We start from the raw sequence: 16,838 nt of genomic DNA, 5'->3' as shown, positions 1-16,838 counted from the left end.
GGCGCATTTGACTCTCCCTGCGCAATACTGCCTCGCGGATGCCGGCTCCGCGGGCGACCGGTACGGAGGTGGCCGCCATGCTCTCAGCACGGACCGTGTTCCAGGAGATCCTGGACAACGACGAGTCCTACCGGCTCTTCTGTTCCATCGCCGCGAGCGGTGAGGCCCAGGGCGGCTGGGAGAACGCCCGTATCGCCGCCCTCGTCCCCGAGGGCAGCCGCGACCTGGCCCCCAGGATCGTCCGGCACGGCGCCGACGAGGACAAGCACGGCCGGATCTTCCGTGCCCTCCTGAAGAGGCGCGGGCTGCCGCCCGTCGAGATCCCGCCGGAGACCGACTACACGATGCTCCTGGAGCAGCAGGGCGTCGGCCTCGCGCACTCCCGGCTGCGGGGCGAGGAGCGGCTCACCGAGCGCGACATCATCACCTATCTGGCCCACAGCCGCGTCACCGAGCAGCGGGCCTCCGAGCAGATGCGCCTGCTGCGCCGGTACTTCGCCGACCATCCCGACATCGGCCGCGCGGTGAAGCTGATCTCCCACGACGAGGACGACCACCTCGCCTACTGCCACGAGGAACTCCTCGCGCTCGCCCGCGCCGGGCACGGCCGCACCATCCAGCGGACCATGCGCGAGTGCGCCCTGGCCGAGATCCGGGTCCACCGCGATGTCGGCCTCGCGGTGATGGCCGCCATGGGGCGGATGCTCGGCTGGTCACGGCCCAAGGCGGCCGTTCTCGCCGCGGGCGTCCACGCGCTGTACGCATACGAACGCCTCGTCGGCTGGCGGCGCATGGTGAGCCTGGAGATGCCGTCGCGTCGCGACGCGCTGGGCGGCCCGGCCGTACCGGAACGCGAGTACGCCTGAGCCCCGCCGTACCGGAACGCGCGCCTCACACCTGAGCCCTCCCGGCCCGCCGCGGCCGGGCGCTCAGAGCCAGCCGCGCCGTTTGAACAGCCGGTGCAGACCGAACACGGCGCAGCCCATCAGCGCGACCACCGCCGGGTAGGTCCACACCCAGTGCAGCTCCGGCATGTGGTCAAAGTTCATGCCGTAGACGCCCGCCACCATCGTCGGCACGGCGGCCATGGCGGCCCAGGCGGAGATCTTGCGCATGTCGTCGTTCTGCCGCACGCCCATCTGCGCCAGATGGGCCGACAGGATGTCCGAGAGCAGCCGGTCCAGTCCCTCCGCCTGCTCGTTGGCGCGCGTCAGATGGTCCGCCACGTCGCGGAAGAACGGCTGCGCGTGCTCGTGGACGAACGGCACGCCCGCCCCCGCCAGCCGGTCCATCGGCGCCGTCAGCGGACCGGCCGCCCGGCGGAACTCCAGCACCTGCCGTTTGAAGGTGTAGATCCGGGCCGCGGTGTTCTTCGAGTCGCCGCCGCTCGGGGCGAACACCTGCGTCTCCAGCTCCTCCAGGTCCACCTGGAGTTCGCCGGCCACGTCCATGTAGTGGTCCACGACCGCGTCGCTGACCGCGTACAGCACCGCCGTCGGCCCGTGCCGCAGCACCTCGGGCTCGGCCTCCAGGCGGCGGCGCACGGCCGCCAGCGGGGCGCCCTCGCCGTGCCGGACCGTCACCACGAACGAGTCGCCTATGAAGACCATCAGCTCGTCGGCGCTGACCGTGTCGCTCTCGGGCTCGTAGACGATCGGCTTGAGGACCGCGAACAGGGAGTCGTCGTACACCTCCAGCTTGGGCCGCTGATGGGCCCGCAGCGCGTCCTCCACGGCGAGCGGGTGCAGCCCGAACTCCTCCCGTACGAGGTCGAACTCCTCCTCCGTGGGCTCGTGCAGCCCGATCCACAGGAACGCATCCAGTGCGTCCCGCGCCTCGTCCAGGGCGCCGGAGAAGTCGTCGGGCCGTTCGATGCGGCGCCCGTCCCGGTAGATGGCACAGTCCACGATCACGGCGGGCATTCTTCCCCGAGACCGGCTCCCGCGCACCTTCGGCGCCCCCTACGCTGGCGAGTATGCCCACGCTGATCCTCGTACGCCACGGACGCTCCACCGCCAACACCGCCGGAGTGCTCGCGGGCCGCACCCCCGGGGTCGCCCTCGACGAACGCGGCGCCGAACAGGCCGCGGCCCTGCCCGCCCGGCTGTCCGCCCTCGCCCCGGTCCTCGCCGTCAGCAGCCCCCTGGAGCGTTGCCGGCAGACGCTCCAGCCGCTCCTCGACGCCCGCCCCGGTCTGCCGCTGCACATCGAGGACCGCATCAGCGAGTGCGACTACGGCCAGTGGTCGGGGCGGAAGCTGGCCGAACTCGCCGACGAACCCCTGATGTCCGTCGTCCAGCAGCACCCCTCCGCGGCGGCCTTCCCGGGCGGCGAGTCCATGCGCGCGATGCAGGCCCGCGCCGTCGACGCCGTACGCGACTGGAACGACCGGGTCGAGGGGGAGCACGGCGAGGACGCCACGTACGTCATGTGCTCGCACGGCGACATCATCAAGGCCCTGGTCGCCGACGCGCTGGGCATGCACCTGGACCTCTTCCAGCGCCTCCAGGCCGACCCCTGCTCGGTCACCGCGATCCGCTACACGCGGCTGCGCCCCTTCCTCCTGAGGCTCGGCGACACCGGTGACCTCGCCTCCCTGGCGCCCCGCGAACACGCCGTCGGGGCGGACGCCGCCTCGTCCCCCACCGGCGACGGCACGGCGGACGCGGCGGTGGGGGGCGGCGCGGGCGCGCCGTGATCGCTCCGGGCAGTAGGGTGGACGCGCCGTAGCGCCGCCCGCCATCATCGAAGCTCAAGGGAGCAGGACGTGTCCCGTCAGGTGTTCCTCTACGACCCACCGGACCGATTCGTGGTCGGTACGGTCGGGTTGCCTGGCCGCCGTACGTTTTTCCTGCAGGCGTCCTCCCAGGGCAGGGTCACCAGCGTGGCCCTGGAGAAGACCCAGGTCGCCGCTCTCGCCGAGCGGATCGACGAACTGCTCGACGAGGTCGTGCGCCGCACCGGCGGCAACTCCCCGGTGCCCGCCGTGGCCCCCACCGACGTGACCGACACCGCGCCGCTCGACGTCCCCGTCGAGGAGGAGTTCCGGGTCGGCACCATGGCTCTGGCCTGGGACGGCGAGGAGCAGCGCATGATCGTCGAGGCGCAGGCCCTCGTCGAGCTCGACGCCGACTCCGAGGACGACCTCGCGGAGGCCGAGGAGAAGCTCCTCCAGGACGAGGAGAACGGCCCGCCGATGCTCCGCGTCCGGCTCAGCGGCGCCCAGGCCCGGGCCTTCGCCCAGCGCGCCCTGGACGTCGTCAACGCCGGCCGGCCGCCGTGCCCGCTGTGCAGCCTGCCGCTCGATCCGGAAGGACACGTATGCCCGCGCCAGAACGGATACCGCCGCGGAGCCTGACGGACGCCGACCTGCTGACCCTGCTCGCCGGGGGCACGATGACCGTCCTCGGGCAGGTCGGCGGGGCGTCCAACGCGGTGCTGCGCTGCACGGTGGAGTACGAGGGCGAGGAGCGCGCCTGCGCCTACAAGCCGGTCGCGGGGGAGCAGCCGCTCTGGGACTTCCCCGACGGCACCCTCGCCCAGCGGGAGGTCGCCGCGTACGAGATCAGCCGGGCGACCGGCTGGGACCTCGTGCCGCCCACCGTGCTGCGGGAGGGGCCCTACGGGCAGGGGATGTGCCAGCTCTGGATCGACGCGCCCGATCCCGCGGAGACCGGCGGCGAACCACCGCTGCTGGCGCTCGTCGAGGGCGAGGAGCCCGGCGAGGGCTGGAAGGCCGTCGGTTTCGTGAACGTGGAGGAGGGGAGGACCGCGCTGCTCGTGCACGCCGACGACCCCCGGCTGCGACGGCTCGCCGTACTGGACGCGGTGATCAACAACGGTGACCGCAAGGGCGGTCATCTGCTGCCCGCCCCCGGCGGACGGCTCCTCGGCATCGACCACGGCGTCACCTTCAACGCGGAGGACAAGCTGCGGACCCTGCTCTGGGGCTGGGCGGGCGAGCCGCTGACCGAAGAGGCTCTGGCGGTGCTGGGCCGGCTCGCCGCGCAGCTGGCGCCGGGGACCGCCCTCGCCACCCGGATGGCCGAACTGATCACGCCGGCCGAGCTGGAGGCCCTGCGGGAGCGGGTCGCCGGGCTCGTCAAGCGCGCCGTGCACCCGCGGCCCGGTGGCCGGTGGCCGCCCATCCCCTGGCCGCCGGTGTAGAAGCCCCTCGCGGCAGGGGCGGGCTCTACCGCCGGCCCGGGGCTTCACGCAAGAGGGCCTCTTCGGACAGGTTTCCGGAGCCGGTTCGTATCCGGAAGCATCGTCCGGTTACGCTCATGACATGCATGCCTGGCCCGCTTCTGAGGTCCCCGCCCTGCCTGGCAAGGGCCGCGACCTTCGGATCCACGACACCGCGACCGGCGGACGGATCACCCTTGACCCCGGTCCCGTCGCCCGCATCTATGTCTGCGGCATCACGCCGTACGACGCGACCCACATGGGTCATGCGGCGACCTACAACGCGTTCGACCTCGTTCAGCGCGTGTGGCTCGACACCAAGCGGCAGGTCCACTACGTCCAGAACGTGACCGACGTGGACGATCCGCTGCTGGAGCGGGCCGTGCGCGACGGTCAGGACTGGACCGTCCTCGCGGAGCGCGAGACGGCTCTCTTCCGCGAGGACATGACCGCCCTGCGGATGCTGCCCCCGCAGCACTACATCGGAGCGGTCGAGGCGATACCGGGCATCGTGCCCCTCGTCGAACGCCTCCGGGACGCGGGCGCCGCCTACGACCTGGACGGCGACACCTACTTCTCCGTCGACGCCGACCCGCACTTCGGCGAGGTCTCCGGCCTCGACGCCGAGGCGATGCGCCTGCTCTCCGCCGAGCGCGGGGGCGACCCGGAGCGCCCCGGCAAGAAGAACCCCCTCGACCCGATGCTCTGGATGGCCGCCCGTCCGGGCGAGCCGAGCTGGGACGGGGCCTCCCTGGGCGAGGGCCGCCCCGGCTGGCACATCGAGTGCGTCGCCATCGCGCTCGACCACCTCGGGATGGGCTTCGACATCCAGGGCGGCGGCTCCGACCTCGCCTTCCCGCACCACGAGATGGGCGCCTCCCACGCCCAGGCGCTGACCGGTGAGCACCCGTTCGCCAAGGCGTACGTGCACGCCGGAATGGTCGGCCTGGACGGCGAGAAGATGTCCAAGTCCCGGGGCAACCTGGTCTTCGTCTCGGCGCTGCGCCGCGACGGCGTGGACCCGGCGGCCATCCGGCTGGCCCTGCTCTCCTGCCACTACCGCGCCGACTGGGAGTGGACCGACCAGGTGCTGGCCGACGCCGTCGAGCGCCTCGCGCGCTGGCGGGCCGCCGTCTCCCGCCCCGACGGGCCGTCCGCCGACGCGCTGGTCGAGGAGGTCCGCGAGGCTCTCGCGGACGACCTGGACAGCCCCGCCGCGCTGGCCGCGGTGGACCGCTGGGCCGCGCTCCAGGGCGCGGAGGGCGGTACGGACGAGGGTGCGCCCGGCGTCGTCTCGCGTACGGTCGACGCCCTGCTGGGGGTCGCCCTGTAGGACGGAGCGCGGCTCCCGCCGGCCGATCCGACCATCCGGACCGGCCTCGGACTTCTGCACGAAGTTCGAGGCCGGTTCCTTTTTGTCCATGGTCATGTGCTCGAAGTTGCGCTAAAAGCTCACTATGCAATCATTAGCGCGCATGAGAGTGGCGGTAGCCGCTGCACTGCTCGGGCTGTTCGCGGTCCTCATGGGACCCGGCGGGGCCCACGCCGACGAGGCCCCGCCGGAGTCCACCACGGTCGGGAACGTGACCGGCTTCCGGGCCGACGGAGCCGTGTACCGGCTCAGCGCCGGACAGGCCGAGGCCAGGGTCGGCTTCGTCTCCGAGGAGACCTTCCGCATCGAACTCGCCCCCGACGGCCGGTTCACCGACCCCACCGGCGACGACATCGTCCTGCCGCAGGGCGAGCCTCCCCGCACCCGCTGGAAGGACCGGGGGGACCGCTACGAGCTGTCGACGAGCGAGATCACCCTGCGGGCCTACAAGAAGCCGCTGCGCTTCGCCCTGCACCGGGCGGACGGCAGCCTTGTCTGGTCCGAGGCGAAGGGCCTGAGCTGGACGGACGAGAAGACCGTCCAGACGCTGGTCCGGGGCGCCGGGGAGCAGTTCTACGGGGCCGGGATGCAGAACGGCCGCGGCAACACCTCCCACCGCGGCAAGACCGTCCAGGTCGCCGTCGACTACAACTGGGACGACGGCGGCCACCCCAACTCCGTCCCGTTCTACCTCTCCTCGGCCGGCTACGGCGTCTTCCGCAACACCTACGCCCCGGGCTCCTACGCGTTCACCGACCCGGTGACGACCAGCGCGGAGGAACAGCGTTTCGACGCCTACTACTTCGCCGGCGACGGGGCCAAGGACGTCATCGGACAGTACACCGACCTCACCGGCAAGCCGTTCCTGCCGCCCGTCTACGGCATGGAGATCGGCGACGCCGACTGCTACCTCCACAACGCCAACCGGGGCGAGCGCCGCACCCTGGACTCGCTGAAGGTCGCCGACGGATACGTCGAGAACGACATGCCCAACGGCTGGATGCTCGTCAACGACGGCTACGGCTGCGGCTACGAGGACCTGGAGAAGACCGCCCGGGGCCTGAACGACCGCGATATGGAGCTGGGCCTGTGGACCGAGGACGGCATCGAGAACCTCGCCGCCCAGGTGAAGGCCGGCCAGCGGGTCGCCAAGCTGGACGTCGCCTGGGTCGGCGAGGGCTACAAGTTCGCCCTCGACGCCTGCAAGGACGCCTACCGGGGCATCGAGGACAACAGCGACGCCCGCGGCTTCACCTGGTCGCCCGAGAGCTGGGCGGGAGCCCAGCGCTGCGGAGTCCAGTGGTCCGGCGACCAGTCCGGCAGCTGGGAGTACATCCGCTGGCAGATCCCCACCTACGCGGGCGCCACGATGTCCGGCCTCGCCTACACCACCGGTGACGTCGACGGGATCTTCGGCGGCAGCGCCAAGACGTACACCCGCGACCTCCAGTGGAAGATGTTCCTCGGCGCCACGATGACCATGGACGGCTGGGCCGCCACGGACAAGCAGCCCTTCCGCCACGGGGAGCCGTACACCTCGATCAACCGCGACTACCTCAAGCTCAAGGAGTCACTGCTGCCCTACCAGTACTCCTACGCCCACGAGGCGACCCAGACCGGCGTCGGCATGGTCCGCCCGCTGGTCCTGGAATACCCGGACGACCCGAAGGCGTCGACACAGGCCGCGAAGTACGAGTTCCTCTCCGGCGAGCACTTCCTCGTCGCCCCCGTCTACCGGGACGCCACCGAGCGCGAGGACGTCTACCTCCCCGAGGGCACCTGGATCGACTACTGGAGCGGCCGCACCTACGAGGGCCCCACCACCATCGACACCTACGGCGCCCCGCTCGACACCCTGCCGCTCTTCGTGAAGGCGGGTGCGGCCGTCCCGATGTGGCCCGGCATCCGCTCCTACCGCGACCGCACCGCCGGCTCCCCGCTGGCCTGGGACGTCTACCCGCAGGGCGACACCTCCTTCATGCTGTACGAGGACGACGGCGTCACCCGGCAGCACCGGGACGGCGCCTACGCCATCCAGCGCGCCGACGTCCGGGCCCCCGAGCGCGGCTCCGGCGACGTCTCCGTCACAATCAACGAGAGCCGGGGGAGCTTCACCGGCAAACAGACCGAGCGCCCCTACGAGTTCACCGTCCACACCGGCTCGGAGCCCCGCAAGGTGAAGCTGGGCCGGACGCTGCCCGAGCTGACCTCGAAGAGCGCCTACGAGGAGGCCCGCCAGGGCTGGTGGTACGACCCCGACGACCGGGGCGGCGTGGTGCGCGTGAAGACCGCGCCCCTGAGCACCGCGAAGAAGTTCACCGTGAAGCTCCTCGGCACCAGCGCGGTCGGCGGCACCAGGGCATCGGCCGCCGCCGCCCTGGCCGCCCCCGCGGGCCAGGAGGCCGGTGCCGGGACGCCCGGCACGGTCCTGGTCGACGTGACCGCCGGCAGCTCCGCGCTCACCGACACCACGGTCTCCCTCCAGGTCCCCGAGGGCTGGAGGACCACCGCGGCGAAGGTCCCCGGCCACATCCCGGCGGGCGCCACCCGCCGGGTCGAGGTGGCTCTCACCCCGGCGAAGGACGCCGATGTGCGCGAGACCACGCTGACGGCGCTGGCCCGCTACCGGGCCGCCGGCGACGCCCGCACGAGTCAGCAGCGGCTCGCCGTCTCGGTCCTGCCGCCGCCGCCCGAGGGAGCGGCCTGGGCGAGCGATCTCGTGTGGCTCTCCGAGACCAACGGCTACGGCCCGGCCGAACGGGACCGCTCCAACGGGGAGTCGGGCGCGAGCGACGGAAGGACGCTGACGCTCGCGGGAACGACGTACGAGAAGGGGATCGGCGCCCACGCCGACTCCGACATCGCGCTCCACCTCGGCGGCCGGTGCACCGCGTTCACCGCCGACGTCGGGATCGACGACGAGATCGACGGCTACGGCGAGGTCGCGTTCTCCGTGGAGGGCGACGGCGAGGTGCTGTGGACCTCGCCGAGGCTGACCGGTGCATCGGCGACCCTGCCGGTGGACGTGAAGCTCGACGGCGTACGGCACGTCCGGCTGAAGGTCACCGACACCAACGGGTCCAGGACCGGCGACCACGCCGACTGGGCGGCGGCGAAGTTCCACTGCGCCTGAGCCGTGCTCGGCCACCCGCACGGGAGCGCCGCACGGGATCGTCTCCCGTGCGGCGCTCCGCGGTTCGCCACCGCTGTGGTCAGTCCTCCGGGGAACCGTCCGCCGGCCCTTCGCCGGAGTCGTTCCCCGTCGCCTCGTCAGGGCCCTTCTCCTCGGGCCTCTTGCCGCGCCCGGCCTCGGGACGCGGCGGCTTCGGCGGTCGGGTGCGGCCGCTGGAGGGATCGCGGAGATAGGAGGCGTCCCCGGCCTCCGTCGCATGGCCGCCCGGCCCCTGCCCCGGACCGCCGTCACGCCGCCGCAGATAGCGCTCGAACTCCCGGGCGATGGCCTCGCCCGACGCCTCGGGCAGCTCCGCGGTGTCCCGCGCCTCCTCCAGCGTCTGCACGTACTCCGCGACCTCGCTGTCCTCCGAGGCCAGTTGGTCCACACCGACCTGCCAGGCCCGTGCGTCCTCGGGGAGTTCGCCCAGCGGGATGCGCAGCCCGATCAGATCCTCCAGCCGGTTCAGCAGGGCCAGCGTCGCCTTCGGGTTCGGCGGCTGCGACACGTAGTGCGGGACCGCCGCCCACAGGCTGACCGCGGGCACCCCGGCGTGCGTGCACGCCTCCTGGAGGACCCCGACGATGCCCGTGGGGCCCTCGTACCGGGTCTCCTCCAGATCCATCGTCCGCGCCAGGTCCGCGTCGGAGGTGACGCCGCTCACCGGGACCGGCCGGGTGTGCGGGGTGTCACCGAGCAGTGCGCCCAGGATGACGACCATCTCGACGCCCAGCTCATGGGCGAAACCGAGGATCTCGTTGCAGAACGACCGCCAGCGCATCGACGGTTCGATGCCGCGCACCAGGACCAGGTCCCGGGGCTTCTCCCCGCCCACACGCACCACGGACAGGCGCGTCGTCGGCCAGGTGATCTTCCGCGTCCCGCCGTCCAGCCACACCGTGGGCCGGTTGACCTGGAAATCGTAGTAGTCCTCGGCGTCCAGCGCCGCGAACACCTCGCCCTTGAACTCCCGGTCCAGATGACCGACCGCTGTGGAGGCGGCGTCCCCGGCGTCGTTCCAGCCTTCGAACGCGGCCACCATGACCGGGTCGATCAGCTCGGGTACCGACTCGAGCTCGATCACCCGGGCCTCCTTCCGATGTCTCCATGCGTACGGAGCAACCTTACGGCTTCGGGGCCCCCGCGCCGCAGCCCTCTTGCACGGCCGGGTGAACCCTGCCACCAGGAGTGGATCACCGGCCGGATCAGTGCATCATGGCCCCCGCGACACGGCGGCCGGCTCCCCGCGGGGAGCCGGCCGCCGTGTCGCGGGGAGGACGTCAGTCCCGGTCGGCCAGCAGCTTCTCGACGCCGCCGCGGACCTCGTCCGTCGCCAGGCCGCGGATCGTCAGCGTGGTCCGGCGGCGCAGCACGTCGTCCGCCGTCTCGGCCCACTCGTGGTCCCGGGCGTAGGCGACCTGGGCCCAGATCTCCGGGGCGTCCGGGTGGACGCGCTCGGCGAGTTCCGGACGCTCGTTCGCCAGCCGGGCGATGTCGAAGGCGAGCGAGCCGTAGTGCGTGGCCAGGTGCCGGGCGGTGTCCGGCGCCATCCGGGGGCCGGGGGCGGGGCCGTCGATCAGCAGCCGGTGCGCGACCGCGTCGGGGTTGGCGATGCCGGGCAGCGGCAGCTTCCTCGGCAGCCGGTTCATCGGCTCCATGTCCTCGGCCAGCGGGTGCCCGGGGAGGGCGGCCAGCTTGTTCATCACGGTGCGGCCGATGTGGCGGAAGGTCGTCCACTTGCCGCCCGCGACCGACAGCATCCCGCCGCGGCCCTCCGTGACGACGGTCTCGCGCTTGGCCTTGGACGTGTCGCCGGGACCGCCGGGCAGCACCCGCAGGCCCGCGAAGGAGTACGTGATCAGATCCCGCGACAGCTGCTGGTCCCTGACCGAGAACGCCGCCTCGTCGAGGATCTGCGCGGTGTCCGCCTCCGTCACCGCGACATCGGCCGGATCGCCCTCGTACTCCTCGTCCGTCGTGCCGAGGAGCAGCATGTCCTCCCACGGCAGGGCGAAGGTGATCCGGTACTTGTCGATCGGGGTGGCCAGCGCCGCCCGCCACGGCCGGGTCCGCTTGAGGACGAGGTGCGCGCCCTTGGAGAGGCGGATGGAGGGGGCCGCGTTCGGGTCCTCCATCTTCCGCAGGTGGTCGACCCACGGGCCGGTGGCGTTCAGCACGAGCCGGGCGGTGACGCCGAACTCGGTGCCGTCCGTGCCGTCCTTCAGATCGGCGCCGGTGACCCGGCCGCGGGTGAAGCGCAGTCCGGTGACGGCCGCGTGGTTGAGGACGACCGCGCCCGCCTCGGTGGCGGCGCGGACCGTCATCAGCGCCATGCGGGCGTCGTTCATCTGGTCGTCGCCGTAGACCGCGACGGCCTTCAGGTTGTCGGTGCGCAGCTCGGGGACGTCGCGCTGCGCCTTGGCCGGGCTGATCACATGGCCGACGCCGTCGCCGAACCCGGACAGCGCGGAGTAGGCGAAGACGCCCGCGCCGAGCTTGGCCGCGCCGTGCGGGCCGCCCTTGTAGACCGGCAGGTAGAAGGTGAGCGGGTTGGCCAGGTGCGGGGCCACCTCGCGGGAGACCGCGCGGCGCTCGAAGTGGTTCTCCGCGACCAGCTTCACCGCGCCGGTCTGGAGGTAGCGCAGACCGCCGTGGAGGAGCTTGGACGAGGCGGAGGAGGTGGCGCCGGCGAAGTCGCCGGCGTCCACCAGGGCCACCCGCAGCCCGGACTGCGCGGCATGCCAGGCGGTGGAGATGCCCAGGATGCCGCCGCCGATGACCAGGAGGTCGTACGTCGCCCGGGACAGCTGCTCCCGGGTTTCGGCGCGGCTCGGCAGCGAGCCGGAGGCCGGGTGCGTTCCGAGGGCGGGAACGCTCTGCAGGGTGGTCATGGTGATTGCTCCTCGTCAGCTTTCTTCGTCCTCGATCCAGCCCATGGTCCGTTCGACGGCCTTGAGCCAGCTCTTGTACTCGCGGGCACGGGTGTCCGCGTCCATGCGGGGTGTCCACTCGGCGGCCCGGCGCCAGTTGGCGCGCAGCGCGTCGGTGTCCGGCCAGAAGCCGACGGCGAGGCCGGCGGCGTAGGCGGCGCCGAGGCAGGTGGTCTCGGCGACCATGGGGCGCACCACGGGCGCGTCCAGGAAGTCGGCGAGCGTCTGCATCAGCAGGTTGTTGGACGTCATGCCGCCGTCGACCTTGAGCGCGGCCAGCTCGACGCCGGAGTCCTTCGTCATGGCGTCGCTGATCTCGCGGGTCTGCCAGGCGGTGGCCTCCAGGACGGCACGGGCGATGTGCGCCTTGGTGACGTAGCGGGTGAGGCCGGCGATCACGCCACGGGCGTCGGGACGCCAATAGGGGGCGAACAGGCCGGAGAAGGCCGGCACGAAGTACGCGCCTCCGTTGTCCTCGACCGAGGAGGCCAGCGTCTCGATCTCGGCGGCCGACTTGATCAGCCCCATCTGGTCGCGCATCCACTGCACCAGCGAGCCGGTGACCGCGATGGACCCCTCCAGGGCGTACACCGGGGGCTTGTCGCCGATCTGGTAGCCGACGGTGGTGAGCAGCCCGTTGTACGAGTTCACCGGGGTTCCGCCGGTGTTCATCAGCATGAAGGTGCCGGTGCCGTACGTGGACTTGGCCTCGCCCTCGGCGAAGCAGGTCTGGCCGAACAGGGCGGCCTGCTGGTCGCCGAGCGCCGAGGCGACCGGGACGCCGTCGAGGACCCCGCCCTTGGCGTGGCCGTACACCTCGGCGGAGGAGCGGATCTCGGGGAGGATGGCGGCCGGGATGCCGATGGAGGAGAGGATCTTGTCGTCCCACGCCATGGTGTGCAGGTTCATCAGGAGCGTGCGGGAGGCGTTGGTGACGTCGGTGACGTGCACTCCGCCCTCGGTCCCGCCGGTCAGGTTCCAGATGACCCAGGAGTCCATGGTGCCGAAGAGGATGTCGCCGCGCTCGGCGCGCTCGCGCAGCCCTTCGACGTTGTCGAGCAGCCAGCGGACCTTGGGGCCGGCGAAGTACGAGGCGAGCGGCAGCCCGGTCTCGCGGCGGAACCGGTCCTGGCCGACGTTGCGGCCGAGCTCCTTGCAGAGCGCGTCGGTGCGGGTGTCCTGCCAGACGAGGGCGTTGTGCACCGGCTCACCGGTGTTCTTGTCCCACATCAGCGTGGTCTCGCGCTGGTTGGTGATGCCGATCGCCTTGACGTCGGCGGAGGTGATGCCGGCCTTGACGATGGCGCCGGCGACGACCTCCTGGACGTTCTCCCAGATCTCGGTCGCGTCGTGCTCGACCCAGCCCGGCTTCGGGAAGATCTGCTCGTGCTCCTTCTGGTCGACGGAGACGATCCGGCCGTCCTTGTCGAAGACGATGCAGCGGCTGGACGTGGTGCCCTGGTCGATGGCGGCGATGAACGGCCCGGTGCCGTGGGTGCCGGTGGTGTGTGCGTCGGTCACGGTGTGCTCCCGCAAGTCTGTCGAGTGGTGGATGTACGGCTCGGGCTAGGCGAAGGCGAGGTTGTAGAGCCCGCCGGCGATGGCGCCGCCGATGAGCGGACCCACGATGGGTACCCAGGCATAGCCCCAGTCCGAACCACCCTTGTTCGGCAGCGGCAGCAGAGCGTGCACGATGCGCGGACCGAGGTCGCGGACCGGGTTGATGGCGTAGCCGGTCGGCCCGCCGAGCGAGAGGCCGATGCTGACGACGACCAGGGCGGTGATCAGCGCGCCGAGGGTGCCGAGACCGTTGCCCGCGTCGTTCAGGCCCTGGGTCAGGATCGCCAGGACCAGGACGACGGTCGCGATGACCTCGGTGACGACGTTCTGCACCGCGTTGCGGATCTCCGGGCCGGTGGAGAAGATGCCGAGCACCGGACCCGCCTCGGGGGCCGCCTTCTGGTCGACCATGCCGTCCTCGACGGGCTGCAGGTCGACGATCTCCGGGTCGGTGAGGTGGGCGCGGAACTGCCCGTAGTACACCGCCCAGACCAGCACCGCGCCGATCATCGCGCCGAACAGCTGCGAGACGAGATAGAGCGGTACGTCGCCCCACTCGGTGCCGCCCTGGATCGCGAGGCCCAGCGTGACCGCCGGGTTGAGGTGGGCGCCGGAAACGCCGCCGGCCAGGTAGGCGCCGGTCAGCACGGCGAAACCCCACCCGAAGGTGATGGCCAGCCAGCCCGCGTCCCGGGCCTTCGAGTGCTTCAGCGTGACGGCGGCGACGACGCCCGCGCCGAGCAGGATGAGTATGGCGGTACCGATGGTCTCGCCGATGAAAATGTCGGAGCTGGACACCCGCGACTCCTTTGTCCTTCGTCCAGGGGAGAGCGGAGCACCGGGTCCCTCCGGTGTTCCGCGCCCCAGGTGGGTATCCACGAAGCGTGGGCGCCCGCCTGTAAGGGCTTGACCGGCCCTAGGCACTGTCACACCCTAACGCGTATTGCCGTTAGGCGTTCGACAATGCCGACCGTTGAACGGCAGTGTTTCCCCCGAGTGAAGGAGGCGTCAAGGGTTCTGTGGCCCACGACTCGGTGCGCGACGCGATCGTTACCGCGAGGAGCGGGACGGACGCGGCGACCGTCGAGGCGAGTGCGGGGAGCGGGAGCGGGCCCCGCCGCGGCCGACGACCCGGCGGGGCGGGGCGTGCGGGTGCCGCGACCGGCGGGGACGGGCCCTGCGGTGAAGGGTTCGGTGGCCCGCGGGACGGGCCGTGCGGCCCGTCAGAAGCGGCCGGCGCCCAGGTCCCGGGAGACCGCGCGGGCGCAGTCCCGTACGGCCGCGATCAGCTCGGGGCGCAGCGCGCCGCCCGGGGCCACGCGCTCCACCGCGCCGGTCACGGCGACCGCCCCGACCGGCATCCGGCGCCGGTCGTGCACGGGCGCGGCCACGGCGGCGACGCCTTCCCAGGTCTCCTCGGCGTCGGCGGCCCAGCCCTGGGCCCGGATCAGGTCGAGCATCGACTCGAACGCGTCGGCGGCGGTGACGGTGCGCCCGGTGAAGGAGCGGCGCTCCGCCTCCATGACCTCGCTGTGGGCCACCGGGTCGTACGCCGACAGCACCTTGCCCAGCGCCGTGGAGTGCAGCGGCTGCATGGCCCCGACCTCCAGCACCTGGCGGCTGTCGTCGGGCCGGAAGACGTGGTGGACGATCAGCACGCCGTGCTGGTGCAGCACCCCGAGGTGCACGCTCTCACCGCTGGAGCGGGCCAGGTCGTCCGTCCAGACCAGGGCGCGCGCCCGCAGCTCGTGGACGTCCAGATAGCTGTTGCCCAGTCGCAGCAGCTCCGCGCCCAGCTGATAGCGCCCCGACGCCGCGTCCTGCTCGACGAAGCCCTCCAGCTGAAGGGTGCGCAGAATGCCGTGCGCGGTTCCCTTGGCCAGCCCCAGCGAGGAGGCGATGTCGGAGAGCCCCAGCCGGCGCTCGCCCCCCGCCAGTAGACGCAGCATCGCGGCCGCCCGCTCCAGCGACTGGATGTTCTTGGCCATCGCGCCGTACTCCTCCACCTCGGTTCGACAATGCTGAACACTATCGGTCGATGCCGACCTTCGTTGGACTCCCGGGAAAAGTCTCCGACACCGGGCCGCACGCGCCGCACCTCGCACAGCATGCAGTCCGTCCCATGGACACACCTACGGTCCCCGGCCTCCTGCGGCTACGCTGGCGTGGTGCGCCTTCCCCAAGAAGGACGCAAAGCCGACAGCCGTCGCATCCCTGGGAGATCATCCATGGCCTCGTTGCCGACATCCGCCGCTGACAGCCGGACCCGAGCAGACGCACTCCGAGAGGCACTCGCCACCCGCGTGGTGGTGGCAGACGGGGCGATGGGCACGATGCTCCAGGCGCAGGACCCCACGCTGGAGGACTTCGAGAACCTCGAAGGCTGCAACGAGATCCTGAACATCACACGGCCCGACATCGTGCGCTCGGTCCACGAGGAGTACTTCGCGGTCGGCGTCGACTGCGTCGAGACCAACACCTTCGGCGCGAACCACTCCGCCGCCAACGAGTACGAGATCGCCGACCGGATCTTCGAGCTCTCCGAGTCGGGCGCCCGGATCGCCCGCGAGGTCGCCGACGAGTTCGCGCAGAAGGACGGACGCCAGCGCTGGGTCCTCGGCTCCATCGGCCCCGGCACCAAGCTGCCCTCGCTGGGCCACATCACCTACGACGTCCTGCGCGACGGCTACCAGAAGAACGCCGAGGGCCTCCTCACGGGCGGCTCGGACGCCCTGATCGTCGAGACCACCCAGGACCTGCTCCAGACCAAGTCCAGCATCATCGGCGCGCGCCGGGCGATGGACGCCCTCGGCGTCCACGTGCCCCTGATCTGTTCGCTCGCCTTCGAGACGACCGGCGTGATGCTCCTCGGCTCCGAGATCGGGGCCGCCCTGACCGCCCTGGAGCCGCTCGGCATCGACCTGCTCGGTCTGAACTGCTCGACCGGACCGGACGAGATGAGCGAGCACCTGCGCTACCTCGCCCGCCACTCCCGTACGCCGCTGATGTGCATGCCCAACGCCGGCCTGCCCGTCCTCACGAAGGACGGCGCGCACTTCCCGCTCGGCCCCGACGGTCTCGCCGACTCCCAGGAGCACTTCGTCCGGGACTACGGCCTCTCGCTCATCGGCGGCTGCTGCGGTACGACCCCCGAGCACCTGCGGGCCGTCGTCGAGCGGACCCGCGGACTCACGCCGACCGAGCGCAGCCCGCGCCCGGAGCCCGGCGCGGCCTCGCTCTACCAGACGGTGCCTTTCCGCCAGGACACCGCCTACCTGGCGATCGGGGAACGCACCAACGCCAACGGTTCCAAGAAGTTCCGCGAAGCCATGCTGGAAGGCCGCTGGGACGACTGCGTGGAGATGGCCCGCGACCAGATCCGCGAGGGCGCGCACATGCTCGACCTGTGTGTCGACTACGTGGGCCGCGACGGCGTGGCGGACATGGCCGAGCTGGCCGGCCGCTTCGCGACCGCCTCCACCCTCCCGATCGTGCTGGACTCCACCGAACTGCCGGTCCTGCGCGCCGGTTTGGAGAAGCTGGGCGGCCGGGCCGTCATCAACTCCGTCAACTACGAGGACGGGGACGGGCCCGAGTCGCGCTTCGCGCAGGTCAGCGC

Annotated in this window: 13 protein-coding genes; 7 read left to right on the top strand and 6 right to left on the bottom strand. The window is 71.8% G+C overall.

The window, feature by feature from the left end; all coding sequences use genetic code 11:
* Positions 1-77: 77 nt before the first annotated feature.
* The gene (locus ACIQMU_RS30280) at positions 78-866 is read left to right on the top strand and encodes a ferritin-like domain-containing protein (RefSeq protein ID WP_352243716.1); all 789 of its coding nucleotides are present in this window, start codon (positions 78-80) and stop codon (positions 864-866) included.
* Between the two features lie 63 nt (positions 867-929).
* Here the strand turns inward: ACIQMU_RS30280 and corA are convergent, their stop codons facing one another.
* Positions 930-1,922 (bottom strand): magnesium/cobalt transporter CorA, encoded by a 993-nt coding sequence (corA, locus tag ACIQMU_RS30275; protein WP_352243717.1) that lies wholly within the window; start codon positions 1,920-1,922, stop codon positions 930-932.
* A gap of 53 nt (positions 1,923-1,975) precedes the next feature.
* On the opposite strand from corA, the gene ACIQMU_RS30270 reads away from it, so the two are divergent.
* The 5 genes from ACIQMU_RS30270 to ACIQMU_RS30250 all read left to right on the top strand — a co-directional run bounded on the left by ACIQMU_RS30270 (position 1,976) and on the right by ACIQMU_RS30250 (position 8,690).
* Complete coding sequence (locus ACIQMU_RS30270) at positions 1,976-2,698, top strand: histidine phosphatase family protein (protein WP_352243718.1); 723 nt, start codon at positions 1,976-1,978, stop codon at positions 2,696-2,698.
* Positions 2,699-2,767: 69 nt separating this feature from the next.
* Entirely contained in the window at positions 2,768-3,358 is a 591-nt protein-coding gene (locus ACIQMU_RS30265) for a DUF3090 domain-containing protein (RefSeq protein ID WP_352243719.1), read from the top strand.
* Positions 3,322-4,167: an SCO1664 family protein gene (locus ACIQMU_RS30260; RefSeq protein ID WP_402690120.1), complete on the top strand. Its 846-nt coding sequence runs from the start codon at positions 3,322-3,324 to the stop codon at positions 4,165-4,167. Before ACIQMU_RS30265 ends, ACIQMU_RS30260 begins: the two co-directional genes overlap by 37 nt.
* A gap of 121 nt (positions 4,168-4,288) precedes the next feature.
* Positions 4,289-5,518: a cysteine--1-D-myo-inosityl 2-amino-2-deoxy-alpha-D-glucopyranoside ligase gene (mshC, locus tag ACIQMU_RS30255; RefSeq protein ID WP_402690119.1), complete on the top strand. Its 1,230-nt coding sequence runs from the start codon at positions 4,289-4,291 to the stop codon at positions 5,516-5,518.
* Between the two features lie 124 nt (positions 5,519-5,642).
* Complete coding sequence (locus ACIQMU_RS30250) at positions 5,643-8,690, top strand: NPCBM/NEW2 domain-containing protein (protein ID WP_402690118.1); 3,048 nt, start codon at positions 5,643-5,645, stop codon at positions 8,688-8,690.
* Between the two features lie 79 nt (positions 8,691-8,769).
* Here ACIQMU_RS30250 and ACIQMU_RS30245 read toward each other — a convergent pair whose 3' ends face one another.
* From ACIQMU_RS30245 to ACIQMU_RS30225, 5 genes are all read right to left on the bottom strand, one after another.
* On the bottom strand, positions 8,770-9,813 hold the full coding sequence (locus ACIQMU_RS30245; RefSeq protein ID WP_352243723.1) for a PAC2 family protein: 1,044 nt from the start codon (positions 9,811-9,813) through the stop codon (positions 8,770-8,772).
* A 196-nt stretch (positions 9,814-10,009) separates the two neighbouring features.
* Positions 10,010-11,620: a glycerol-3-phosphate dehydrogenase/oxidase gene (locus ACIQMU_RS30240; RefSeq protein WP_352244095.1), complete on the bottom strand. Its 1,611-nt coding sequence runs from the start codon at positions 11,618-11,620 to the stop codon at positions 10,010-10,012.
* A 15-nt stretch (positions 11,621-11,635) separates the two neighbouring features.
* Positions 11,636-13,180: a glycerol kinase GlpK gene (gene glpK, locus ACIQMU_RS30235; protein WP_352244096.1), complete on the bottom strand. Its 1,545-nt coding sequence runs from the start codon at positions 13,178-13,180 to the stop codon at positions 11,636-11,638.
* A 45-nt stretch (positions 13,181-13,225) separates the two neighbouring features.
* Positions 13,226-14,017 (bottom strand): MIP/aquaporin family protein, encoded by a 792-nt coding sequence (locus tag ACIQMU_RS30230; RefSeq protein ID WP_352244097.1) that lies wholly within the window; start codon positions 14,015-14,017, stop codon positions 13,226-13,228.
* A 425-nt stretch (positions 14,018-14,442) separates the two neighbouring features.
* A complete protein-coding gene (locus tag ACIQMU_RS30225) occupies positions 14,443-15,207 on the bottom strand; it encodes an IclR family transcriptional regulator (RefSeq protein ID WP_352244098.1) in 765 nt (254 codons plus the stop codon).
* 240 nt (positions 15,208-15,447) lie between these two features.
* Here ACIQMU_RS30225 and ACIQMU_RS30220 point away from each other — a divergent pair.
* Positions 15,448-16,838: homocysteine S-methyltransferase family protein (locus ACIQMU_RS30220; protein WP_352244100.1), on the top strand; the 1,391-nt coding region annotated here is incomplete at its 3' end.

It is taken from the genome of Streptomyces sp. NPDC091649 (assembly GCF_044756785.1).
Taxonomy (GTDB): Bacteria; Actinomycetota; Actinomycetes; order Streptomycetales; family Streptomycetaceae; genus Streptomyces.
The sequence above is the reverse complement of the archived record's forward strand: the minus strand, read 5'-3'. Positions and strand labels throughout refer to the sequence as shown.

What these genes read in the sequence shown, in the direction of transcription:
- ACIQMU_RS30280 (WP_352243716.1), top strand. Translation starts at nt 78, where the DNA reads ATGCTCTCAGCACGGACCGTGTTCCAGGAGATCCTGGACAACGACGAG.
- corA (WP_352243717.1), bottom strand. Translation starts at nt 1,922, where the DNA reads ATGCCCGCCGTGATCGTGGACTGTGCCATCTACCGGGACGGGCGCCGC.
- ACIQMU_RS30270 (WP_352243718.1), top strand. Translation starts at nt 1,976, where the DNA reads ATGCCCACGCTGATCCTCGTACGCCACGGACGCTCCACCGCCAACACC.
- ACIQMU_RS30260 (WP_402690120.1), top strand. Translation starts at nt 3,322, where the DNA reads ATGCCCGCGCCAGAACGGATACCGCCGCGGAGCCTGACGGACGCCGAC.
- mshC (WP_402690119.1), top strand. Translation starts at nt 4,289, where the DNA reads ATGCATGCCTGGCCCGCTTCTGAGGTCCCCGCCCTGCCTGGCAAGGGC.
- ACIQMU_RS30250 (WP_402690118.1), top strand. Translation starts at nt 5,643, where the DNA reads ATGCAATCATTAGCGCGCATGAGAGTGGCGGTAGCCGCTGCACTGCTC.
- ACIQMU_RS30240 (WP_352244095.1), bottom strand. Translation starts at nt 11,620, where the DNA reads ATGACCACCCTGCAGAGCGTTCCCGCCCTCGGAACGCACCCGGCCTCC.
- ACIQMU_RS30225 (WP_352244098.1), bottom strand. Translation starts at nt 15,207, where the DNA reads ATGGCCAAGAACATCCAGTCGCTGGAGCGGGCGGCCGCGATGCTGCGT.